This is a genomic window from bacterium (assembly GCA_013360215.1).
Lineage (GTDB): Bacteria > CLD3 > CLD3 > SB21 > SB21 > JABWCP01.
Genome location: JABWCP010000013.1, coordinates 31,094 through 53,973 on the forward strand (window position 1 = coordinate 31,094; position 22,880 = coordinate 53,973).

The 22,880-nt window shown below is 47.4% G+C and carries 21 protein-coding genes; 4 read left to right on the top strand and 17 right to left on the bottom strand.

Annotated features, from left to right (window positions below; all coding sequences use genetic code 11):
* Nucleotides 1-22 precede the first annotated feature (22 nt).
* The 3 genes from HUU58_09695 to HUU58_09705 form a co-directional block, all read right to left on the bottom strand.
* Complete coding sequence (locus HUU58_09695) at nucleotides 23-2,308, bottom strand: xanthine dehydrogenase family protein molybdopterin-binding subunit (protein ID NUN45946.1); 2,286 nt, start codon at nucleotides 2,306-2,308, stop codon at nucleotides 23-25.
* A gap of 18 nt (nucleotides 2,309-2,326) precedes the next feature.
* Complete coding sequence (locus tag HUU58_09700; GenBank protein ID NUN45947.1) at nucleotides 2,327-2,965, bottom strand: (2Fe-2S)-binding protein; 639 nt, start codon at nucleotides 2,963-2,965, stop codon at nucleotides 2,327-2,329.
* Nucleotides 2,966-3,064: 99 nt separating this feature from the next.
* Nucleotides 3,065-3,529, bottom strand: a complete 465-nt coding sequence (locus HUU58_09705; GenBank protein ID NUN45948.1) for a GNAT family N-acetyltransferase — start codon at nucleotides 3,527-3,529, stop codon at nucleotides 3,065-3,067.
* A gap of 140 nt (nucleotides 3,530-3,669) precedes the next feature.
* On the opposite strand from HUU58_09705, the gene HUU58_09710 reads away from it, so the two are divergent.
* Nucleotides 3,670-4,428: a glycosyltransferase gene (locus tag HUU58_09710; GenBank protein NUN45949.1), complete on the top strand. Its 759-nt coding sequence runs from the start codon at nucleotides 3,670-3,672 to the stop codon at nucleotides 4,426-4,428.
* Between the two features lie 13 nt (nucleotides 4,429-4,441).
* Here HUU58_09710 and HUU58_09715 read toward each other — a convergent pair whose 3' ends face one another.
* The 7 genes from HUU58_09715 to HUU58_09745 all read right to left on the bottom strand — a co-directional run bounded on the left by HUU58_09715 (nucleotide 4,442) and on the right by HUU58_09745 (nucleotide 10,748).
* Complete coding sequence (locus tag HUU58_09715) at nucleotides 4,442-5,632, bottom strand: CAP domain-containing protein (GenBank protein ID NUN45950.1); 1,191 nt, start codon at nucleotides 5,630-5,632, stop codon at nucleotides 4,442-4,444.
* 6 nt (nucleotides 5,633-5,638) lie between these two features.
* Nucleotides 5,639-6,253 (bottom strand): Holliday junction branch migration protein RuvA, encoded by a 615-nt coding sequence (gene ruvA, locus HUU58_09720; protein ID NUN45951.1) that lies wholly within the window; start codon nucleotides 6,251-6,253, stop codon nucleotides 5,639-5,641.
* Nucleotides 6,254-6,255: 2 nt separating this feature from the next.
* Nucleotides 6,256-6,954 (bottom strand): DNA repair protein RadC, encoded by a 699-nt coding sequence (gene radC / locus HUU58_09725; GenBank protein ID NUN45952.1) that lies wholly within the window; start codon nucleotides 6,952-6,954, stop codon nucleotides 6,256-6,258.
* 33 nt (nucleotides 6,955-6,987) lie between these two features.
* Nucleotides 6,988-7,761: a zinc ribbon domain-containing protein gene (locus tag HUU58_09730; protein NUN45953.1), complete on the bottom strand. Its 774-nt coding sequence runs from the start codon at nucleotides 7,759-7,761 to the stop codon at nucleotides 6,988-6,990.
* A gap of 14 nt (nucleotides 7,762-7,775) precedes the next feature.
* Complete coding sequence (locus HUU58_09735; GenBank protein ID NUN45954.1) at nucleotides 7,776-8,573, bottom strand: hypothetical protein; 798 nt, start codon at nucleotides 8,571-8,573, stop codon at nucleotides 7,776-7,778.
* Between the two features lie 89 nt (nucleotides 8,574-8,662).
* The gene (locus tag HUU58_09740; GenBank protein NUN45955.1) at nucleotides 8,663-10,051 is read right to left on the bottom strand and encodes a citrate transporter; all 1,389 of its coding nucleotides are present in this window, start codon (nucleotides 10,049-10,051) and stop codon (nucleotides 8,663-8,665) included.
* Nucleotides 10,052-10,103: 52 nt separating this feature from the next.
* Complete coding sequence (locus tag HUU58_09745) at nucleotides 10,104-10,748, bottom strand: gamma carbonic anhydrase family protein (protein NUN45956.1); 645 nt, start codon at nucleotides 10,746-10,748, stop codon at nucleotides 10,104-10,106.
* 78 nt (nucleotides 10,749-10,826) lie between these two features.
* Here HUU58_09745 and cdd point away from each other — a divergent pair, with 78 nt between their 5' ends.
* The 3 genes from cdd to HUU58_09760 all read left to right on the top strand — a co-directional run bounded on the left by cdd (nucleotide 10,827) and on the right by HUU58_09760 (nucleotide 16,327).
* Nucleotides 10,827-11,234, top strand: coding sequence for a cytidine deaminase (gene cdd, locus HUU58_09750; protein NUN45957.1), 408 nt, complete (start codon nucleotides 10,827-10,829; stop codon nucleotides 11,232-11,234).
* A 44-nt stretch (nucleotides 11,235-11,278) separates the two neighbouring features.
* A complete protein-coding gene (locus HUU58_09755; GenBank protein NUN45958.1) occupies nucleotides 11,279-12,367 on the top strand; it encodes a mechanosensitive ion channel family protein in 1,089 nt (362 codons plus the stop codon).
* A gap of 162 nt (nucleotides 12,368-12,529) precedes the next feature.
* Complete coding sequence (locus tag HUU58_09760) at nucleotides 12,530-16,327, top strand: tandem-95 repeat protein (GenBank protein ID NUN45959.1); 3,798 nt, start codon at nucleotides 12,530-12,532, stop codon at nucleotides 16,325-16,327.
* A 303-nt stretch (nucleotides 16,328-16,630) separates the two neighbouring features.
* Here the strand turns inward: HUU58_09760 and HUU58_09765 are convergent, their stop codons facing one another.
* The 7 genes from HUU58_09765 to HUU58_09795 form a co-directional block, all read right to left on the bottom strand.
* On the bottom strand, nucleotides 16,631-17,113 hold the full coding sequence (locus HUU58_09765) for a DUF2147 domain-containing protein (GenBank protein NUN45960.1): 483 nt from the start codon (nucleotides 17,111-17,113) through the stop codon (nucleotides 16,631-16,633).
* Nucleotides 17,114-17,137: 24 nt separating this feature from the next.
* Complete coding sequence (locus HUU58_09770; protein ID NUN45961.1) at nucleotides 17,138-18,856, bottom strand: DEAD/DEAH box helicase; 1,719 nt, start codon at nucleotides 18,854-18,856, stop codon at nucleotides 17,138-17,140.
* A gap of 98 nt (nucleotides 18,857-18,954) precedes the next feature.
* On the bottom strand, nucleotides 18,955-19,917 hold the full coding sequence (gene lipA / locus HUU58_09775; GenBank protein ID NUN45962.1) for a lipoyl synthase: 963 nt from the start codon (nucleotides 19,915-19,917) through the stop codon (nucleotides 18,955-18,957).
* A gap of 116 nt (nucleotides 19,918-20,033) precedes the next feature.
* Nucleotides 20,034-20,645 carry a hypothetical protein gene (locus HUU58_09780; protein NUN45963.1) on the bottom strand — a complete coding sequence of 204 codons (612 nt, stop codon included), beginning with the start codon at nucleotides 20,643-20,645 and terminating at the stop codon, nucleotides 20,034-20,036.
* A gap of 51 nt (nucleotides 20,646-20,696) precedes the next feature.
* A complete protein-coding gene (locus HUU58_09785) occupies nucleotides 20,697-21,041 on the bottom strand; it encodes a histidine triad nucleotide-binding protein (protein ID NUN45964.1) in 345 nt (114 codons plus the stop codon).
* Nucleotides 21,042-21,050: 9 nt separating this feature from the next.
* The gene (locus tag HUU58_09790; protein ID NUN45965.1) at nucleotides 21,051-21,971 is read right to left on the bottom strand and encodes a GMP synthase; all 921 of its coding nucleotides are present in this window, start codon (nucleotides 21,969-21,971) and stop codon (nucleotides 21,051-21,053) included.
* Between the two features lie 4 nt (nucleotides 21,972-21,975).
* A complete protein-coding gene (locus HUU58_09795; protein ID NUN45966.1) occupies nucleotides 21,976-22,779 on the bottom strand; it encodes a M50 family metallopeptidase in 804 nt (267 codons plus the stop codon).
* Nucleotides 22,780-22,880: the final 101 nt, after the last annotated feature.

The following is a 22,880-nucleotide window of genomic DNA, read 5'->3' on the forward strand; positions in this document are numbered from 1 at the left end:
TGCTGAAGTGTCAGATGTTTCGTTACGACTGAAGCGCTTCCAGTACATGGGCGGCATGCATAGGGAGTTTGCGAATGCGTTTACCCGTTGCGTGAAAAAAGGCATTGGCTATAGCCGCCGCCGTCGGTATCGTAGCAGGTTCGCCGATCCCCATAGCGCCCGTAGCGGAAGCGCCGGTGTAGACATCCAGTATTTCCGTTTCAATGACCGGTATATCTTTGGCTCCGGCAATTTTGTATTGATCAAAATTGGCGTTGACCATACGGCCGGTATACGTGTCTAAAATTCTATTTTCAAATAAAGCATAACTCAATCCCTGTATCACGCCGCCGCGAATCTGGCTATCCAGTGTCAGCCGATTGATCACACGACCGCAATCGTGCACCGCGACGATACGATTAACCTTGATAATGCCGGTTTCGGTGTCCACTTCGATATCTGCAAATTGTACACCGGCTATGTACGGCGGGCTGAGTGTAAGGTAATCGCGTGTGCGTTCACCGATAACCGAAAATTTATCACCGCTGATTTTAGCGGCAACTTGTTTCCATGCGAGACTTTTAGACGCATCGCGGCGGGAAAAAATGCGGCCGTCGGCAACGGACAAATCGTCCGATGGTACACCCAGCATAGGTGCGGCGATTTCAAACATTTTGAGTTTAGCAAGATAAGCGGCATGACGCGCTGCCGGGGTAATACCCGCCGTAGTCTGACTACCGCCGCTGGCAGGGCCGAGGCCGTACTGTGTATCGCCGATTTTGATGACGATGTCCTTCGTTTGCAATCCCAGTTCTTCCGCGACGACCATTGCCAAAGCGGTGCGGATACCGCCGCCAATATCTTGTACGCCGTTGGTCATTTCGACGGAACCGTCGCTATGCACTTCGATGGTAGCTTGAAATCCGGTACCGTAAATGTAATACCATACGGCGTTGGCCATTCCGAAACCGCGCTTAATCGGGCCTTTGTCGCTGGCGGGTTGGACGGCGCGCCGGTCCCAACCGAAACGTTTCGCGCCAATGTCGTATTCAGCCAATCGAACGGTATCGGTTTTAGAATTGATTCGTCGTAGGGCAAGCGGGTCCATGTTGAGTTTGTATGCCAATTCATCTACGGATTGCTCCAGTGCAAATGTTCCCTGCGGATGACCCGGCGCTCTAAATGCGGCGCCTGCACCGGCATGGGTAAAGACATCGTACTGCTCGGAGTATTTATGAGGAACGGCAAAATACAAATTCATCGCCGGACCGTCGCATCCGGAGCCTGTACCAACGCCGGCCGTACCGTGCGCAATTAATTTGATGGCTTGGATTTCACCTCGCGCGTTAGCACCGACACGAAGTTTTTGCACCGCGCTGGGGCGATTGCCTGCAGCGATGTGTTCTTCCTTTCGGTCCAGCATAAGGCGTACAGGTGCACCGGCTATTTTGGCCAATTTAGCCGCAGCGATGCCGTATACTCCTGCACCGAACTTTGCACCAAATCCGCCGCCCATGTATTCCGTAATAACGCGTACATGTGTTTTGGGTAACTGAAAAACATTGGCTAATTCATCCCGAACACTGAATGTGCCTTGTGTCGAAGCCCACACCGTAAGTTTGTCCGAGCTTTCCCAGAACGCCACGACACCATGCGTTTCCATTGCCGAATGGGTCTGCACTTGTGTTTCATAAACAGCATCTACGGTTACGGCGCTGGATGATAACGCGGCATCCACAGAAGCGGCGTTGCCTTTGACGGCGGGGCCGCGCAAGTTGCCTTTTTGCGTAACGGATCCGATGGATGTCGGTTCATCGCCTTCCGATTTTTGTTCTTCAACGGCCGTGTCAAAAATATGCGATGCACCCGGTTTCATTGCATCCTGAATGGTGGTAATAACCGCACGTTTTTCGTATTGAATTTCGATCAGTTTAAGTGCTTCGTTGGCGGCGTGTGATGAAGTCGCGGCTACGGCACAAATTTCCTGACCGGCAAATCGTACGAATTGTGGTATCGTGTCTTGTATACGTATCACCGCGCGCACGCCGGGATATTTTTCGGCGCGGGAGGTGTCTATCTTGCGAATGACGGCTGAAGCGTGCGGTGAGCGCAAAATCCGAGCATATAACATGTCCGGCAATTGAATGTCGAAGGTATACCGTGCAGAACCTGTTACTTTGGCCTGACCGTCCAGACGAGTTTGGCTTTTGCTAACCAATTGCAAACGGTCATCCGCATCCCATGGTTTCGGGACGTTATCGGGAAGGGAAACGTTTTTTTCCGTCCATACTCCGGAATGACCGGTTTTGAGCTTGATATTTTTAGGCATAAAAATTACTCAATTTTGTTATTTCATGTTTTTTGCGGCCGACTGTACGGCTTCAAAAACGTGATTGTATGTGCCGCATCGGCAAAGATTTCCGCTGACCGCATCTTTTACGTCGTCGATGGACGGGTTTTTATTATCGCGAAGCAAGGCCGCACAACTCATCACCATACCCGGCGTACAAAATCCGCATTGTAACGCGTCATGTTCGATGAAAGCTTGCTGTAGCGGGTGCAGCGACGTACCATCCGAAAGTCCTTCGATGGTCGTAATCTCGGACCCGATCGCATCCACAGCCAAGGTGAGGCATGCGTTTATGGTTTTACCATTCATCCATACTGTACACGCACCGCAGGCTCCGCGTTCACATCCCGTTTTAGTGCCTGTAAGATGGAGATGATCGCGCAGCACTTCGGCCAATGTCCATCGTGGTTCGACACGCAAGGATTGTTTCTTGCCGTTGACGGATAATGTGATGTCCGTTGCGTCCGGGCCCAGTGTTTGGATATCCTGCGTCGGATTGGCACAGGAAGCTTGCAGTGCACCGATGATGCCGCCGTTAGCGGCGACAGCGCCCAGAGATGAGAGGCCGAAATCTTTGAGGAAAGCGCGGCGTGATGGATCCGGCAATTCACCGGCATCGTCTTGCGGTTCATTCATAAGCTGCTCTTCAAAGTTGGTATAGTGTTCGATATGTTAAGTTTTATTAACGGAAAAATCAGGCCTAATGTTTCAGAGTTGCAAAGTTGTTGTGATCCATCAACCCAAAACAAAATCCACTTCATACATTGCATAATGCGCTTCATTCATACCACAACGATGATATACATTCATGGCTTTGCGATTACTTTTGTCCACATATAGTCGTATGCCGCACACGTCTTTTTTATTGCGTGCCTGCTCAAGTACATATTGGTATAATTTGCGATATATACCCATGCCGCGAAATTCCGGGTCAACGTATACGCTTTGAATCCACCAGAAAACTCCGTTTCGCCAATCGCTCCATTCGTATGTGATCATGAGTTGTCCGACGACCGTGCCATCGGGCCGTTCGGCGAGTAAATAAAAACCAAATTGCGGCTGACGAAACAAATTGGTTACGCCGTCGCGTAAAATATGGCGCGGTAATTCTTTATTTTCAGTTTCTTTGGCCATGGCGGCATTATTGTGAACAAGGATATCCGTGTCGGAAACAGATGCTAAGCGTATATGGATGGCCATAAAGTTAATGCAGTTATAATGAAGGGATTATAGCGCTATAATACGCTTTTCCTAATTTGGTTACAAATAGAGAATAACCGGTGTACTTTGCAGACGCTTATTGCCTTAGTCGGTATCGGCACTTATATTTGCAGATGACGATGAAAATCAGTGTGATCATACCCGCCTACAACGAAGCCTCGATTATTGGTGAAACGCTTTCGGCATTGATGAAAGCCGACCGTCCATCGAACCCGATAGAGTTTATCGTTGTCAATAACGCCAGCACGGATCGTACGGCGGAGATTGCCTCTTCGTTTCCCGACGTCCGAGTTGTTACAGAATCGGAAAAAGGCCTCACCAAAGCGCGTCAGTGCGGTAACGCCCATGCGCAAGGCGATATCCTGATCTATATTGATGCGGATACGCGTATCCCCAAACATCTTTTACGAACGATCGAAGAGAAATTTATAGCCGATCCCAAACTTGTTGCGATGTCGGGTCCTTATAAGTATCACGACTGGACATGGTACGGGCGGTTGATCTTATGGCTTTATCACTGGACTTTGGTTCCGATGAACCAATTGGTAATCAATCGCATACTCAATAAAGGCAGTGTTTTTTACGGTGGTAATTTTGCCGTGAGAAAAAAGGCGCTGGATAAAATAGGCGGCTTTGATACCGGGTTGGAATTTTGGAGTGAAGATACGCAGATCGGTCGCCGTATGAGTCGGGAAGGCCGTGTTCGTTTTTTTCATCGGGCGTATGTTTATACGTCGGCACGTCGTTATTATGCGGAGGGGTTTCTTCGCGTGCTCATGCGGTATATCATGAATTATTTTTGGGATATTATTTTTCATCGCCCTTTCACCAAAGGTTATCAGGACGTACGTTCTACCCCGCCGAAGCAAACGACTTAAAATCTTCCAACGTTCACGGTGTAATTTTTTTTACAAAAACCGATCGTGCTTTTTCAGCCGGATTAGCGTCGGGATAGTCCAGAACCGCCGTATTGATGTATATCTGGTTGGTTATGGTTTTTTGGATCTCTTTACCTACCGCAAAAGCGTACAGCGCTGTATCGGCATCTGCTTCGATGGGAATGCTCCACTCGATGCGATCACCTCGTTTACGCGCGATGTAGTAACCATCTTTGTTGATATACACATGGCATGCGGTAGCTAATGTAGGATGCACTAGACGTGCGGTGCCGCGAAGAAACCATTTTTCTTTGCGGGCGATGGCGATGTCTTTGCGCTGCAAAAGAACGGGCGACGGACTGAGGGCCTGTGTGAGCGATAGGACACTTTTGACGGTGTCCTGAAAAAACAAAGCATATTCTTTGGTTTGCTCGTTACTGGCGCGGGCTAGCGTAAGAATCATACCGGGTTCATAGGGGATTTCGATATGTATAGGCACGCTGTTGCCGATCGCGTTGACAAACTGAACGCGCGGGCTGGCCGCAACAAGCATACTGCGATCCGATTGAAATTGCAGATCTAACACGAGAAAATCATCGCTGCGCTTTTCGATAAATAAAGAATCCATCATAAGATCGCGTTCGCAAAAAACCTGCGTACCGTAATGACGTATCGTATAACGCGCGAGTCGCGTTTTGGCGCCGCGGATCAGCGTATCTTTGATCACGCTGTCTTTGTAGGAAGCAATACCGATACCGATATGCGTAAATTCCGCTTTCAATATATTAGCGCGATGGCCGGGACTATTCATCCACTGTTTCATCAGTTGATCGGCGATGCTGCGATATCCGCCATCCACGCTATGCAAAGCAATATTTTCGCCGAGCGATGCGTCCGATGCCCCCGTGCGATATACGCGGTCGGATACGGTTTTTAGTGAAGCGGTAGGGGAAGTATGAGAAAAATAACCCAGTGCCATCATTTCACGGGAATGTTGCCGGGCCGCTGAGCGCAAGGCTTTATCCCACACGAGAGGCGGAAGTTTAACTTTGGCGCGTTCGACATTCACCTGGTTCCAAACTTCCATTTCGGCTAATGAGTCGCCCGGTAGCGCCGAAAATTCGTCATGCAGATATTGGATCTGTTGCCCCCAAATCGTTGTCGTCAGGCATAATGAAACAAATATGAATAACTTTTTGATCATAACGAATTATGCTCCTGTTGAGGCGAGGCGTAAAGCCTGTTTGATCATATCCTGCAGAGCAAACGGTTTATCACCGGATTCACGTAATAAGCGAGCGATAGCTTTTTCGGCGACGGGTTTGGAGTAGCCGAGAGAGATCAGTGCCATTAAGGCTTCATCGGCGACCTGCAGGTTGGCCGATGATGTGGTAAGCTTAGCGGTTGATGCGACGTCGCCCATTTTGGTGATTTTGTCTTTGAGTTCGACGACGATACGTTGCGCAGTTTTTTTGCCGATACCCGGAATGGCCGTCAGCAATTGTACGTCTTCGTTGAGGACAGCGGCTTTAAAATCACGGATCGCGATGCCGGACATCATACTGATGCCGGACTTGGGGCCGATGCCGGAGACGGAAATCAAAAGTAAAAAAAACGAGCGCTCTTCAGCGCTTACAAAGCCGAACAACTGCATGATGTCTTCGCGCACATGCATATACGTCAGTAGCTTGCAAGCCGCGCCTACGGCCGGGATTTTTTCGTAGGTGCTCACGGGTATAAAAAGTTCGTAGCCGATACCCTGTACGTCAATAACGGCGCGTGTCGGTTCTTTTTCGGCCACTAGGCCTTGGACAAATGTGATCATGATTAAAGATATCCTGATTTGGCTAAACTGGTATAGTGACGTCCCGCGATGATGATATGATCGCGAACGGGGATACTCATAATAATGCCGGCTTCTTTGAGCTGTTCGGTGACCGCGATATCCTCCCGGCTCGGTTCCGGATTTCCGCTGGGATGATTATGTACGAGGATAATACTTGCCGCCATATATTCGATCGCCGCTCGAAAAACTTCGCGGGGATGTACCAAACTGGCATTGAGTGTGCCTTCGGAGATCGTGCAATCACGTATGATCTGATTGGCGCTGTCCAGCAATACCACCATAAAAATTTCCCGATTAAGATCGCGTAACCGTGGCATATAATGTTTGAATAAATCCTCCGGCGCACGTACACGGATTTTTTTAGCATCGCTTTGAGCCTCGATGCGACGGGATAATTCGAAAGCCGCGGCCAATTTGATGGACTTCACTTTACCGATGCCTTTAAAACGGCGCAATTCGTGCGTCGAACACCGCGCCAGTGCGGCAAGGCCTGAGAATTCCTTTTCGAGCGCACGCGCCAAATCAACGGCTGTAATATTACGCGTACCGCTGCCGATGAGTATAGCTATTAATTCGGCGGAACTCAATCGTGCGGCACCGAGTTGTTCTAATTTTTCCCGCGGTCGGTCTTGCGAAGACCAGTCTTTGATCTTGGCATGATAGAGCGAAGGTTCGGCTATTTTTTTTGGTTTCCCCACGATGGTTTTGGTTGCCTATACCTGCGCTGCGCCGCAATTGTCGCAAAAATTGGTTTCCGAGCGAAGTTGTTTTCCGCACGTCGTACAATATTTAACCGCGCCGGTAAAGGTAGGCGCATCATTGGCGGCTGCCGGATTTACGCAATCTTCGTAGGCCACTGCGGCAAATGTAAACTGCAAGCCGATTGAAAAAACGATCGGTATATAGCACGCATATAAACCGACTTGTGCGATGATTTGTGCAACCAAAGCAAAGAGTGTAAACATAAGCCAATCTTTTTTGGCTATGGAAAAACTTTTTTGAATAGCTTCCATAGGCCCCAGGCCTTCGTATACAGCGATGGGTATGGCCAAATAAAAAAAACCGCCGACGATAAAAGCCGGAAAAACGCAAAAAACGAATCCGATGCACGCGGCGAAAACATATACAAGACAAATAACTAATACTGTGAAAAAATGGCCGCCACCACTAAAGGCATCCGATACGGAGATGGACTCCCCTTTTAATTGTTTACGCGCGGTGAGGTACATGCCCGGTAAAAGGAAAAGCATAAAAAGGCCGATTCCCAAAACGAGAAGGCCGAACATTACCATACCCGGCAAAGCCACATCCGGATCCATGTGTTTTCCGAGAAAGGGGAGTGCGAAAATGCTGGCATATAACATGATGATTGCGACGACTAGCGGGCCGAAATAAAGAGATCCCATTAGAGCCCACGTGCCCCAGTCTTTGCGCAGCAAATCAAATCCGCGCGAAATCCAATCGCCAAATTTTACCGTGTTTCCCATACATCCTCCCTCTATTATACTTGTGATGCGCCGCACTTATCGCAAAACGATGCGCGGACATCTATGGAAGCTCCGCATCGAATACAGGACTTTGAGTATAATGCGTCCACGCGAGATATCGGTTCTTCCGTTTTGATTTCAAAACAGTCTCTGTATGCTGCGGCTGTCGTGGTCACTATCAAAGGGGCCGTAATAAAAATACCGATTCCGCACAATAGAATGCCAAGAAACGCCAGCACCTGCGTTACGATCCAAAGGACGGTGTACATGACCCAATCGCTTTTGGTCGTTTCAAAACTTTTTTTCAAGGCTTCCAATGGCGGAAGATTTTCACGAACGACCATCGGTACGACGTAGTACAAAAGTCCTTGTGCGATCAAACCGGGAAATAGACACAACATGCTGCCGATCATGCTAAACAAACTGACTGAAAGCATTGCGACTAATACCGATACATAAATATCCACACCGGAGAAAGCATCGCTAACGGAAATGGACTCGCCCTGAATTTGGCGAAATGCCGCCCGAAAAGCGCCGCCCATAAAAAAGGCGATAATAAATACCATAGCAAATTGCGTGAGCATATTGACGGCAAACGACGATTCCATGGAGCGAAGAAAATAATCCGTCAGGCTTTCGTTAGGGCCGATCTGTAGCGAACGGCCGATAAGCATTTGGATCATGATATAGACAAATCCGGCCGGAATAAAAGTCAATGCACTGATACCGGTCCATGCCGCCCACTCCTGACGCAGCATCGTCCAACCTTCACTCAGCCATTTACCCAAACGTACTTGATAATTCGGATTCATAGTTCCTCAAAAAAATAAAAAGCGGGTTGCGATGAACAACCCGCATAATAATCATTTCCTACTTTTTACAAAAGCAAAAAACCAAACTATCAGTGCGATGAAGTGCCGCCGGCACCGGGCATACAGCAAGACCCGGCTGGCGCTTGTTCGATCACTTGGGCGTGGGGTTTGGTCTCTTTGCCTTCCTTATGCGGTGCGTGCGGATGCCATCCGACCATATACAGCATTATAAAAAAGCCGATGATATAGGCTACGGCAACGTGCCAGCCGTCTTTTATCCAAAATACTACGGATTTGCCTTTGGGGAACATATTGGTCAATGCGACGCCGGCCGACGATCCGAACCAAATCATGGAACCGCCGAAACCTACTGTAAATGCCAAAATACCCCAATCGTAGCCGCCTTGTGTCAGAGCCAATTTGGTCAGCGGAATATTATCAAATACAGCAGAAACAAAACCAAGGCTGAAGGCTGTTTCCCAGGAAGCCGGAGGCAGTTCCTCGACGGGCATCATCGAAGCGCACATCACCAAGGATAATAGGAAAATACTACCTTTCAAAGCACCGGGCAATTCATGCCATGCAGTTTTGCGAAATGTCGCGCCAATTAAAATCGCGATCCATACGCCGACGGCGGGGAAATCCAACATAAAGTTGGTTGTAATCGCACCGACGAGGATAAGGAAGACAACTAAAATTTTCCCCCAGTCAATGGCGATATCTTCGGCATGGGCCGCGACGATAGGTTGAAATTTATGTTGTTGTTTGGCGGCGATAAAACCAAATACTAAGAATGACGCGATCGCGCCAACAAAAGCGTGTGTGACATCCAATGCGTTTACACCGTCTATCCACATCATCGTTGTCGTTGTATCGCCGACGACAGAGCCGGCACCTCCGGCATTGCTTGCAGCAACGATCGCCGCAAGAAATCCGATATGCACATTGCCTTTGAAAACGACCATCGCAATGGTACCGCCGATCATTGCCGCGGCGATATTATCCAAGAACGATGAGAGAATCATAACGATAAACAGTAACACAAAACCGCCCATCCAGCCGGATGGCAGATATCTGGGAAGAATTTCGGGGATTTTGGATTCTTCAAAGTGTTTTGCCAAAAGTGCAAAACCAAGCAACAACCCGAGCAGATTGGTAAGGATTTCCCATTCGTGATGGATATGATTCATTAAATTAAAATTGGTAAATCCTAATTTGAAAGTTAAGATGGTAGCCAAGCCAATAAGCGCAACTTGCAAAACATAATGGTGAAAAAGCGCCACACCAAGCAGCGTCAAAGCAAAAAGGGTAAATTCGAAAGGAATACCGAAAAACATAATTTGACTGTGACCAAGGGATTCAACCGTGGAAAACATGGGTTGACTGGAAAACAGCGACATCATGCCGATCACGGCCAAAACAAAAAGACCGATAATAACCGGCGCGGTAAAAAAACCGCCTTTTTGTGTTTCACTCATAGACGCTCCTCCTGTGTAGGGTTAAACAATTTTTCGTTCGCAAAACGGTATATTACAATAACGATTTGTCTTTATGGTATTTGGATTTGCGATACTCGGCGGCAAATTCACAATATACTTCCCAATTGCGGCGTATCATCGCCAATGTTTGTTCATCGGCTGTTTTTTTGACTTTGGCAGGCACACCCATGACAACCGAGTTGGGCGGAATAATCTGATTTTGCATGACGATCGCACCCGCCGCGACGATGCAGTTTTCACCGACTTCGGCACCGTTGAGTATCGTGGCATGCATGCCGATGATGCAGTTTTTGCGAATGGTTGCGCCGTGCACGATGGCGCTGTGACCTATGGAGACGTTATCTTCGATAATGGCGGGAAAATGATCGTCCACATGCACGACGGCGTTATCCTGTATATTGCAGTTTTTTCCGATAATGATGGGGTCCATGTCGCAACGTAAAACGGCGCCAAACCAGATGCCGCAATTTTCGCCGATTTTTACGCCGCCGATGACAGAAGCGGTATTGGCGATAAAAACGCTGTCGTGAATTTCAGGCGGTTTAAGATCAGACAAACGAAAAGGTTTATGGATGGGTTCCACGATGCCTCGGTGTACACAATGTTTAAACGGTGGTTGGGATGTTGATTCAGCGGCGGTAAGTTCTAAAAAAAAAGATTCAAAGTCAAATTGCATGCCTTAAGCGCTCTCGCACTTATCCGGGTATCTCGGAAGTTTTCTTGCACTTATCGGCAGCAGAGCGTATAATCTGTTATGAATGAGCGTGAAGAAATAGAAGCGCTGATCCAAGAAGCGATCCATGCGCGATCATTTGCCGTAGCGCCATATTCCAAATTCCAGGTCGGCGCTTTGGTTGTGATGAAGTCCGGCAAACGATTCACCGGATGTAATGTCGAAGTGAGTTCTTACGGTCTCACGATCTGTGCCGAACGTACGGCGATTTTCAAGTCGCTTTCAGAAGGCGAACGAGATGTACATACCGTCGTGGTTGTTGCCGATACGACCGGGCCGTGTTTTCCTTGCGGGGCGTGCCGACAGGTGCTTTCCGATTTTGCACCCAATGCGCGGATAATTTGCAGTAATATCCATGGCGTGTATTCCGTTTTCAGCATGAAAGAACTTTTGCCTCACGCTTTTGATGCAAACGATCTCCACCCGTAATTTCATTTAACACTTAAAAATTTCTACTAAGGGTCTGTTCAACGATGGCAGAATGGTTTGGTGTATTTCAGGTCGAAGATCCGGTATGGCGGCATTTGATCCAAGCCGGGGTGATAATTGTCGGCGGGTACGTATTGGCTAAACTTTTGTATCGCTTGGTACACCTGATCGGATACAAAATTTCTGCTAAAACAGAAACGGATCTCGACGATAAAATCGTTGCCATATTTGAAAAATCCGTGCAACGAATCGTCAATACGACGGCGCTTTATTTTGCTATCAATCGGTTGGAGCCTTTATTTCAAGGTACGTGGCTCAACTATGTGGATGGCGCTTTTTTTGTTGTGATGGTCATCCTCGCGACCATACTCCTGACCAACGTAACGAAAACAATCATCGAATGGTATGTGGCTACCATCGCGGTGAGGACAGAGAGTCCGGTGGATGAAGAAATACTTCCGCTGATTCGTCGTCTTCTTAATATGTTGCTTTATTCTATCGCACTGATGATCTGTCTTGATCATTTTCACATTGATATCAAAGCACTCGTCGTGTCGCTTGGTGTGGGTTCGTTTGCCATCGCGTTTGCGGCGCAGGAAACGTTGTCTAATATGATTGCAGGTTTTGTGATCATGGTGGATCGCCCGTTTCGCGTGGGGGATCGTATTCGTATTACGGCCGGCAATATCACCGGTGATATCGTCAAAGTCGGTCTTCGCAGCACACAGATTCTTGATTTTGATTACAATATAGTCACGGTGCCCAACGCGCAGATCGTCAAATCGGATATTATCAATTTTGCCTATCCGGATCCAACGATGCGGTTGCGTATCGAAGTGGGCATAGCCTATGGTAGCGACATCGAAAAGGCGAAAAAAATATTGCTGGAGGTATTGCAGAGTGATGAACGCATTCTCAAAGAACCGTTGCCTGAAGTGGCTGTGATAGGTTTTGGCGATTCGGCTGTGCAGCTGGTGGCGATCGGACGCGTTCGGCATTATAAAGAGCATTTCGAGACCGGCGATACGGTTCGGGACCGGATCCATTCATCATTTGCCCGCAACGGCATCGAGATACCTTATCCGCATCGGGTGATTATTGCCCGTACCGATCAAAACGCAAAAAACGGCTGATTTTCCAGGGTATGATTTTATAAAAAAACGACTTTTTTTTGGATTGCTTAACTTGCTTTTTTAGGTGTACCTGTCTATATTCGCGGGCGTAACCCTGCGTTCAAATATCTGCATAATTGTGGTAACTTTCGATAGAGTAAAATGAATTTCCCGGAGAAAACAATGCTCAAAGTACGTTTAACCGGTATTGCGGTTTGGGCCGCAGTGCTTCTGTCTTTTTTTGCACAAACGGCACACAGCCAATCCAATGCGCGCGGCATGTTCGAATTTGTGTCCCGCGTGGGAAATCCAGACGACGGCGCGACAGACCTCGTTTTGGACGGAAAAACGCTTTTTGTTGCCAATAAATTCAGCGGCCTTCAGATCATTGATATTTCCGATATCCGCCGCCCGATTATTCGCAGCCGTACCAAATCGGAAGGTCAAAATTTTGGTATTGCCAAAAAAGACAAGATGGTGTTTTTATCGGATAATAAAGCCGGTTTGGTTGTCTATGATGTTACCAGTTTGTCCAAACCTAAACTCGTGACATCCTTTGAAACGCGCGGTGAAGCGTGGGACGTCCAGATCAAAGATAATTATGCTTTCGTAGCGGCCGGTCTTGCCGGTCTTCTCGTTATTGACATTACAGATCCCAAAGCGCCTAAAGAAGTCGGTTCTCTGCGTTTTGATAAAGATTGGGACTTTGCGCGTCAGCTTTTGATTCGTGAAAACCGTTTGTACCTTGCTGATCGTAAAGCCGGCGTACATATCATCAATATCGAAAACCCTCTTGCGCCCAAAGAGATCAAACGTTTTCCTACGCAGTTTGCCGAAGGTTTGGATGTGTGGGATAACTACATCTGTGTGGCAGACGGGCCGAGCGGTTTTGTGATTTTGGATATCACCAATCCCGAAAAAATCAGACAAATTGCATCGCAAACATTACCCGGCCATGCGAATCGTATCTTCAAAGAAGGGCCGTACGTCTATATCGGTGTTGACGATGCGGGTATTCGCGCCTATGATGTGAGCAATCCGGCAAAACCGTTTTTTGATGCGCGCTACGATACGCCGGGTCAAACATTCGGTATGATCAAATATGATATTTTCCTTGTTGCGGCAGATTTGAATGCGGTTCTTTTTCTCACGCATAACAAACCTCCGGTCATTACACGTTCCGGCGATAAGGTCATAGCCGAAAACCAGACGTTGCGTTTTAAAATCAAAGGTATGGATCCGGATAACAATCCGATCGGTTTTTCTGCCAATTTTATTCCTCAAGGCGCATCGTTTGATATCAAAGATACGGTTTTTTCGTGGACACCTTCTTTCGAACAATCCGGCGTATATGAGGGAGTAGTATTCTCCGCGACAGAAAAAACACAATCCGCATTATTTTCGCGTGATACGATCAAAATCACCGTAAATAATGTCAATCGCGCCCCGGCGCTTCCTTCCACGGGAAATTACACGGTAGATGAAAATAAAGAATTGGCTTTTACGATCAATAAACCGACCGATCCGGATATCGAAGATACGACAAGCCTCAAAGTCGAATTGACTAATCCGCCAACCGGTGCAACGTTTGACAGTAAGACGCTGGCTTTCAAGTGGGTTCCCGCTTACGATCAATCCGGTGTATACACATTGTCTTTTGTGGTGACGGACGGCAGTGGTGCAACGGATACCAAACAAACAACGTTGACGGTTAAAAACATCAATCGCCCTCCTATGTTTGATGCGCTTGCGGCATCGTTCACGACGGACGAAAACAAGCCGGTATCATTTACGGTCGTCGCCAGCGATTTGGATAAAGAAGACGCCGGTAAGTTGGAGTTGGGTGGATTCAATATTCCTCCCGGCGCAACGTTTGACCGCAGCAGCGGTGTTTTAACGTGGACACCTTCGTATGACCAATCGGGCAAATACGACGGGATTTATTTTATCGTGCGTGATGCCGAAGGATTGAGCGACACCGTCAATACATCAATCACCGTAAACCACGTCAATCGTCCACCTTTCTTTGCTACCGTGGATGCGCAAAAGATTGATGAAGTGAAACCGTTATCATTCAAAATAGCGGCGGCGGATGCCGATGCCGAAGACGACGGCAAGCTGACAATCAAAGCGACGACCGTACCCCAAGGTGCAATATATAATGAAATAACCCGCACCTTGACATGGACGCCGACCTATGATCAATCCGGCGACTATACGGCTGTATTCAAAGTAACCGATCCGGCCGGTGCCAGCGATGAAATGACCGTACCTGTCCAAGTCGTGAATATCAATCGCGCGCCAAGTATCGCTGCAGTTCCTGCGCAAAATGCGGATGAAAATAAAGCCTATACGTTGGTCGTAACGGAAGGAACGGATCCGGATAAAGAAGACGTAGGCAAGCTTACTTACAAAGCTGAAAATCTACCGCAAGGTGCGACTTTCGATCCGGCGACGCGTACGATCGCATGGACACCGACGTACGATCAATCCGGCGTATATGAAGGTGTCAAAGTAACCGTTACCGATGCACTTGGACTTACAGCTACGACGACATTTCGTTTCACGGTCAAAAATATCAATCGTCCTCCGGTAATGGAAGTGATTGCAGCGCAAACTTCGGATGAGCAGAAACCGTTGGCTTTCCAGGTCAAATTTTCCGATCCGGATAAAGAAGATGCGAATCGTTTGACGGTAGCTGCGGCCGGAATGCCGCTAGGCGCTTCGTTTGCCGGCGGTAATTTTACGTGGACACCGACGTTTGATCAAGCGGGTAACTATACGGTTAAATTTACGGTAACTGATTTTGAAAAATTATCGGACACCAAAGAAGCGGTCATAACGATTAATAACGTCAATCGTCCGCCGGTATTGGCTGCGATCCTTGCGCAAGCCGCGACAGAAAACACTCCTTTCACATTTACCGTTCCTGCAGCGAACGACCCGGACAAAGAAGATGCCGGCAAGCTCACGTATAAAGCAGAAGGATTGCCGGAAGGTGCAAATTTTGATGCGGCAACACGTGTCGTCAAGTGGACACCGACGTATGATCAATCCGGCGATCACAATATACGTATTACGGTTACGGATGTATTGGGCGTCGCGGATAACAAAGAACTCGTAATCAAAGTTAAGAATGTAAACCGCACCCCTGTTGTAGCGGATGTGGCCGCGCAAAACGGCGATGAAAATGCGAAGATGGAGTTTCGCATTGAAACCAGTGATCCGGATAAAGAAGATGCGGACAAACTGAAAGTAGTGGCGGAGCAAATGCCACAAGGCGCTACGTTTGCCAATAACACATTTAGCTGGACACCGACGTACGATCAAGCCGGGACCTATCGCGTAACTTTCCGCGCAACGGATGTTGCCGGAGGATTTGCCGTCAAAACGGCCGTGATCACCATCAAAAATGTAAACCGCAATCCTGCCCTCGGTGCGATCAATAATCAGACAGCCGACGAAAATAAATTTATGACATTTACAGTGTCAGCCAGCGATCCGGATAAAGAAGATCAAATTCGCTTAAATGTTACGGCTTCGGACCTTCCGAAAGGCGCGACGTATGCGGCGGGTAAATTCTCATGGATGCCCGGATATGATCAAGCCGGAGATTATACGGTGAAGTTTACAGCTAAGGATCCAAGCGGCGGTGAAGATGTAAAATCTGTTTCCATCAAAGTGAATAATACTAATCGTGCACCGAAAATGAATGCTGTTGGGACAAAAAATGGCAAAGAAGGATCTGAAATTTCATTCAGTGCATCAGCCAGTGATCCGGACAATGATAATCTGTCGTTCAGCCTCGTTGGCGGCCCTTCGGGTGCAACTATGAGCAGTGATGGGAAATTTACGTGGACACCGCAAACCGGTCAGTCGGGCACATTTAACTTTACAGTCAAAGTAAGTGATGGTACGGCCGAAGCGTCTGCTCCGGTTACCGTAATTGTTGCCAAAGCACCACAAGGCGGCGGTCAATAAGTTTTAATAATGATCTGAAAAAATCAAAGCCCTTTGGTAAAACAAAGGGCTTTGTTGTTTTATGCAATGATCCGCATGAAGATAAAAATGATCGAATAGAAAGTATTCTGATGTCGAATTCGAGGGCGAGAGCTACACCTGAATGTGACGAATGTGAATAGAATAGTCATTATATATAAGCTTATGGCTTATACCATGCTCTGACGTTTCGTAATAAGTATCATTACTGTTGGTACAAATGAAAAACCCGCTAAAGGTATTAGCGGGTTTTTTATGATCAAACAAATAGAATGTAATTCCTAATTAATTGGCGCGACTCCAATACGAAGTACGTCCGATCAATGAAAATCCTATGAATCCGCGGATTTTCAATTTATTCTGTTCCATGAGCTGCATATAGCATTTATAATCAGAGCCTTTTTTGGGATCATAGATCATACCGTTGCTCCATTCACCTTCAGCAGAATCATACGTGAAGTCCCGCAAAATCACCAAACCGATGATTTTTTGTGAGCGACGACCAGAATCGGGGTTTTTGAAATCTACTTTTTCGGCGCCAAGTTTGACTAAGGGTTCGCCTTCATTATCGCTTACATCATTGGCGTTATACGTAGGTTCTTTGAGCCATACGATTTTGCCAAAATACTGTGAACCTTGTTTGTAAATTTCGATCTGTGCCGTGCCTTCTTCATTGTACCACTTACCGATGATGGCATCCGGATCGCCCGCAAATGCGGCTGACAAACCGACTACCATAAGTAAACCGAGGATCATAAAACGCTTCATACAGCGCCTCCTTTGAATGATGAATTAAGAAGAATGATCTTTCTTATATGTTCGTGATTTACGAAACGGGGAATCCTCTTTTGTGTGAGTTGATCGTTTGGCGAAGGGCATACGCGGTGCGCCGCCGGAGCGTCCATCGGTTCGCTCGACGACGGCTTTTTTTCCGCCGATGGTAATGCCTGTGAGGGAACGGATCACACGATCCACGGATTCGGCATCCACGCGGAACACGGAATGATCTTCATTGATAAATACTTTGCCTACTTGCCGTCCTTCAAGGCGCGCCAGATTACATATTTTTCCGACAAGTGTGCCGGTTTGCAGATTGTGCTGTGCACCGACATTGATACGCAGTTCGGTCATCTCTGCACGCGGCGCATAGCTGCGGTCACGCATTCCGCTACGCTGTCCGAAATTATCCGGTACATTAAGTTCTTTGTCGTCTTCGTATTTTTCCAAAAATTCACGGCAAAGCAAGGTTACCAAACCGCGCATGATTTCTTCGGTTTCATATTTTTTGAGTATGGGTTTCCACCGGTCAAAATAACGATCAAACCCGGTCGGATTTTTCAACGCCTCTTCAAATTCTGTAATCGTCCGGTCAATGTTGGCTTCCATGATTTCTTGTATGCCGGGAATCGTGGATTTGGTAATACGTTTACGTGTATTACCTTCAAGCCGACGAAGCTTATAATTTTCCGACGGGGTTACCAGGGTAATGGCAATTCCTGTTTTGCCGGCACGTCCGGTACGACCGATGCGGTGAATATAGCTTTCAGATTCCATCGGCAGCGAATAATTGATGACGTGCGTAAGATCATTGACGTCAATGCCACGCGCAGCAACGTCCGTCGCGATCAACAGCCGTACGCCTTTAGCTTTAAATTTACGCATTACATGCTCGCGTTGGGCCTGATTCATGTCGCCGTGCAAAGCCTCGGCTTTAAATCCTTTGAGTACCAAGCGCTCGGCGACTTCGGCGCATTGAGCTTTGGTTTGACAGAAAACGATCGCGTACATTTCTTTGGCGTGATCAATAAGCCGGCATAACGCTTCAAATTTATTATGTTCCTGTACGGCGTAATAAATCTCTTCCGTGTTTTCCGTCGTGGCCGTGTTTTTTTGAATTTTCACTTCACGCGGCTCGGTCATAAATCGTTTGGCAATACCGCGAATTTGACTGCTGAGTGTGGCCGAAAAAAGCCAGATGCTGCGTTCGGTGCCCGCATGCGTAAGAATTTCTTCGATTTCCTCCAGAAAACCCATGTCGAGCATTTCGTCGGCTTCATCGAGGACAAAGTGTTTGATCTGCGAAAGCTGTAATGTGCCGCGATGCAAGTGATCTACAACGCGACCGGGCGTACCGACGACGATCTGCACGCCTTGGCGCAACGCACGGAGCTGTACGCCGATATCTTGACCGCCGTAAATCGGAAGAATGCGCAAGCGTTTATGTTTACTTAATTTTTTTAATTCCTCGCTGATTTGCACGGCTAATTCGCGTGTCGGGGAAAGAATAATAGCTTGTACCGTTTTAGCGGAGGGATCAATTTTTTCGATGAGCGGGATGCCAAAAGCCGCGGTTTTACCGGTACCGGTTTGTGCCTGGCCTACAAAATCGCCATGGTGTGATAAAAGCAGAGGAATGGCTTTTGCTTGAATTTCAGACGGTGTGACAAAACCCATTTCTTCGATGGCTTTTTGCACTTCGGGACTAAGAGAATACTCTTTGAATGTGGACATACTTTCCTTGGGAAACGCTGACATGAGAAATCAATAAATTATGACTATGACGTTTTATGAAATATCAGCGGTCTTCATAAAAATCATAAAAGACAGGTTTATAAAATTTGGACGCTGTCGCGGCGAACAAAAGAATCGGCCACCACATCGGTCTGTTCATCGGCGTGATACGAACTCCGTACCAGCGGTCCGGACTCGACCACACGAAAACCCATAGCCAGGCCTTTTTCGCGGAACATGGCAAAATCATCGGGATGAACAAAACGATCCACGGGGATATGTTCTTTGGTAGGCTGGAGATATTGGCCGAGTGTGAGTATGTCCAAATCCACTTTTCGCAGATCGTCCATGACGGCAAGTACTTCATCGTTTTTTTCGCCAAGACCGAGCATGAGTCCGCTTTTGGTGATCATGCCGTTTTTCTTGGAGCGATCGAGTACCTCCAACGTTTGTGCATAGTTGGCTTGAGGGCGTACGACCTGATACAAACGCGGAACAGTTTCCGTATTGTGATTGAGTATATCAGGGTGCGCATCAATGACGTTTTTGAGATTTTCAAAATTGCCCTTAAAATCAGGGATCAGTACTTCGATGCGGCATGTGGGAATGGCTTTACGAATTGCGCGAATCGTTTCGGCAAAAATCATAGAACCGCCATCTTGCAATTCATCCCGATTGACGGACGTGATTACGGCATGGCGAAGATTCATCGTTCGCACGGACTCGGCAACGCGCCGGGGTTCATCTTTATCGAGCCATGTCGGTTTACCTGTTTTGACCGCACAAAAACCGCAACTGCGGGTACAGGTATCGCCGAGTATCATAAACGTGGCCGTGCCGCGATTCCAACATTCGGACAGATTAGGGCAACGGGCTTCTTCGCAGACGGTATGCAGTTTTTTGGAACCGACAAGGTTTTTGATTTCCGAAAATTTTTCACCGATCGGAATTTTGACTTTGAGCCATTCGGGGCGCTTGAGCGGTTCTTTTTCCTGAACTTCTTCGGTTTTCTTTTTGATGTAGTCAACCTGTACGGAAGTCATCGGATATTGACGGGACATAGCGAACTTTCTTACTCCTCAGTTTCGAGACGTTATATCAAATCCCGACGCCAAAAGCAAAGGGAAAATGAATCATTTTAATCTCGGGTATTCCTGCATTATTCGTCGTTGTTAACTCATTTGACGTACACGATATCACCGGCGGCGATAAACTTGATCCGCCCTTCATTTTCTTTGGTAAAACCGACGGTTTTATCGGTTTCGCGGTCTTTCCATTCAGTCAGAACCTCTACGGTGCGAGCGCTCCATACTTCGATGCGGAGATTGTGCGTACCCTCAGGCAATTCGTCAAAGCAGCGCTGCAAATCACTTGGAAGTTCCATAAGCCAAGATGACCAATCTGATTCCGGTAGGGCATCACCGCGCGATTCGATTTCATAAATGCGTTTACCGTTTTCGATGACGCGGTATTCGATCACTTCCGGCATTCCCCCCGGCAGGCCGCCCATGTGTACGGGGCTATATACGCGCCCAAAAAAAGTGTCGCCGTGATTAAATTGAGTTTGCAATAAGGGTTGTACCTCTGCGGTTTTACCGAGACGCGGGATTTCTTCTTTGGAAAAAACCACGGCGCCGGCACCCCACCATTCCTGCCCTTTTGTCTTACGGCGTTCATCATCCGTTTTTTTAATAATATGTTTGTGGAACTCACCTTGCGGCTGCTGTGCTGTGACCATTGCCACTCCTATGAAAGTAAATAGGATGCAAAACATGGTAAAAAGTTTCATACGGATGCTCCGTTTTTTTTATTTAACGCATAAGCAGAAAGGACAAAAGAATCAGGCAGGGTTCCAACCCATCGGTTTGCCGCCAAGGATATGCAAATGAAGATGAAAAACTTCTTGGCCGGCGTATTTACCGTTATTTACGACGACACGAAAACCATTGTCTTTGATGCCGGCCGCTTCGGCGACTTTGCCTACGGCAAGTAATAATTTTCCGCCGAGCTTCGAATCATCGCCCGTCATGTCGGATAATTTTTCGATATGTTTTTTGGGTATCAATAAAATATGAGTAGGCGCTTTAGGATGCAGATCATCAAACGCGATAACATCGCTGTCTTCATATACAGGTTTGGACGGGATACGGTGATCGGCGATTTTGCAAAAAATACAATCATTCATAAAAAACTCCTACGCTATCGGTTTTTGCAAGTGCGGCAATTCGTAATAATTCATCAAGCCGTTAAAAGAGCGGCGAAGGAATCCCGGAAGTATGGCTTTGTACGTACGCAAAAGTTTATTAGGATTGAGAACAGATTGGATAAATTCTTCATACGCTTTATCACCCAACACTTCGATGATGTGTGATTTTTCGTCCGGATCGGTAAACCGCATTAAAATGGCACTCTTTTCAGCCTCGGGATGAAATTGTACGGACTCCATTTCATCCGAATAGCGAATACCTGTGATCGCTTTACCGGCATGCGATTCCGATCCTTCAAAGGACAAAATGAGGGCATTCATGTTTTTTAGCCGCTGCGCATCGGGTTCGGTTACTTGCCAGTCGCGATTATCAAAAGCATAAAACTTGTCCTGAAGTCCTTCGAATAAATAATCCTGCCGACCTTCTTCGGAGCGAAAAATGGGAACGATGCCCAGGTTACGTTTATCGCGCTGACTGATATATCCTACTTCAAATTTTTTGGCCATGAGTTGAAACGAATGGCAAATACCGAAAAAGTACTGCTTGTTTTCGTGCGAAAGGTTGTGCTCTAATATTTGATCTAAAAGTTTCGAAAACTTTTCTTCCCAGTCGGTTGTCGTCTCTTCGAGAGGGCTTCCCGGGCCGCCGCTGGAAATATAAATGTCGTACCCGTTTTCGGGCACTTCATTGCGATCGCGCACATGAAAATGATCAATCTGAAAATCGACCGCATAACCGTTGACCCGGACGTAATACGTAAAATTATCAATAATACGTTTGATATTGCGAATGCCTAGATTGCGCAGGCCGTTATTCATATCTAAAATAGCAATGCGTATCGTGACCGAAGCGTGCCAGTCCAGATGCTGTTCCTGATTGAGAGAGCGTGCGAGTGAATCTGAGATCATACGTTTATCCGGCGGAGGGTTGTGGTGGTTTGGCAGAAGCTTGAAAGCGCGCGCTGATTTTTAACGCATAATACAAAATCGCTACAGCGGTAATGACCCACAGAATGGACCACACTATGGCCGGTAAAAAAAACAATTGCGCCACGGTGTCCGCATCCGAATGGCCGAGACTATAGCGGCTTCGTGTCGCTCCCATAGACAGACGTACCAGAGTCAATGCGTCGCTGACGGCGTTAAGCGCACATTGTACGGCGAGAAAATTAATCACAATATAGTTGAGCCATGTACCGCCTTTGAAAGCGAGTAACAGCAAGACAACGCATAGGCCACCGCTAACAGCTAATGTAAAAAAATCACGCACATAAAAAATAATGGCTACGGCAAACCCGATACCGATCACGGCTAAAATAACCCGCGCCAGATTTCGCCGACCACTCATGATGATCAAAATGCCTGCGAATAATGCTGCGCCCAGATAACCCGCACTCGCGATGAAGCCTTGCGCTAATCTACCGCCGGAAACGGTGTGTTGCATATAACCGCTGGTATCAGGATTGATGACAATGCGACTGACCGATTCGCCCATGATCAGGCTGGCGATGGCGTGACCGCTTTCGTGAACGAATGTGGTGAAAAACTCAAACGGCAGAAGGATCATGCCGGTAAACGGGAAAAAATCTAGAGCGATAGATACCGCGACAAGAGCAAGGATTAAACCGTTGCTGCGAAAAAACCCTCTACCGTTAGGTGAAGATTGGGATGGACCGGCGGGGCCGGTTTCGGTTGTATGTGATGTGGTTTCTTCCAAAACACAGGAAACTTACATTTTTTTTAAGTGGCGTGCAAATGAATGTTGAAAGCAAATCGTATTTAGAGGCCGGTGGAAACAAATATATAGAAACACAATGA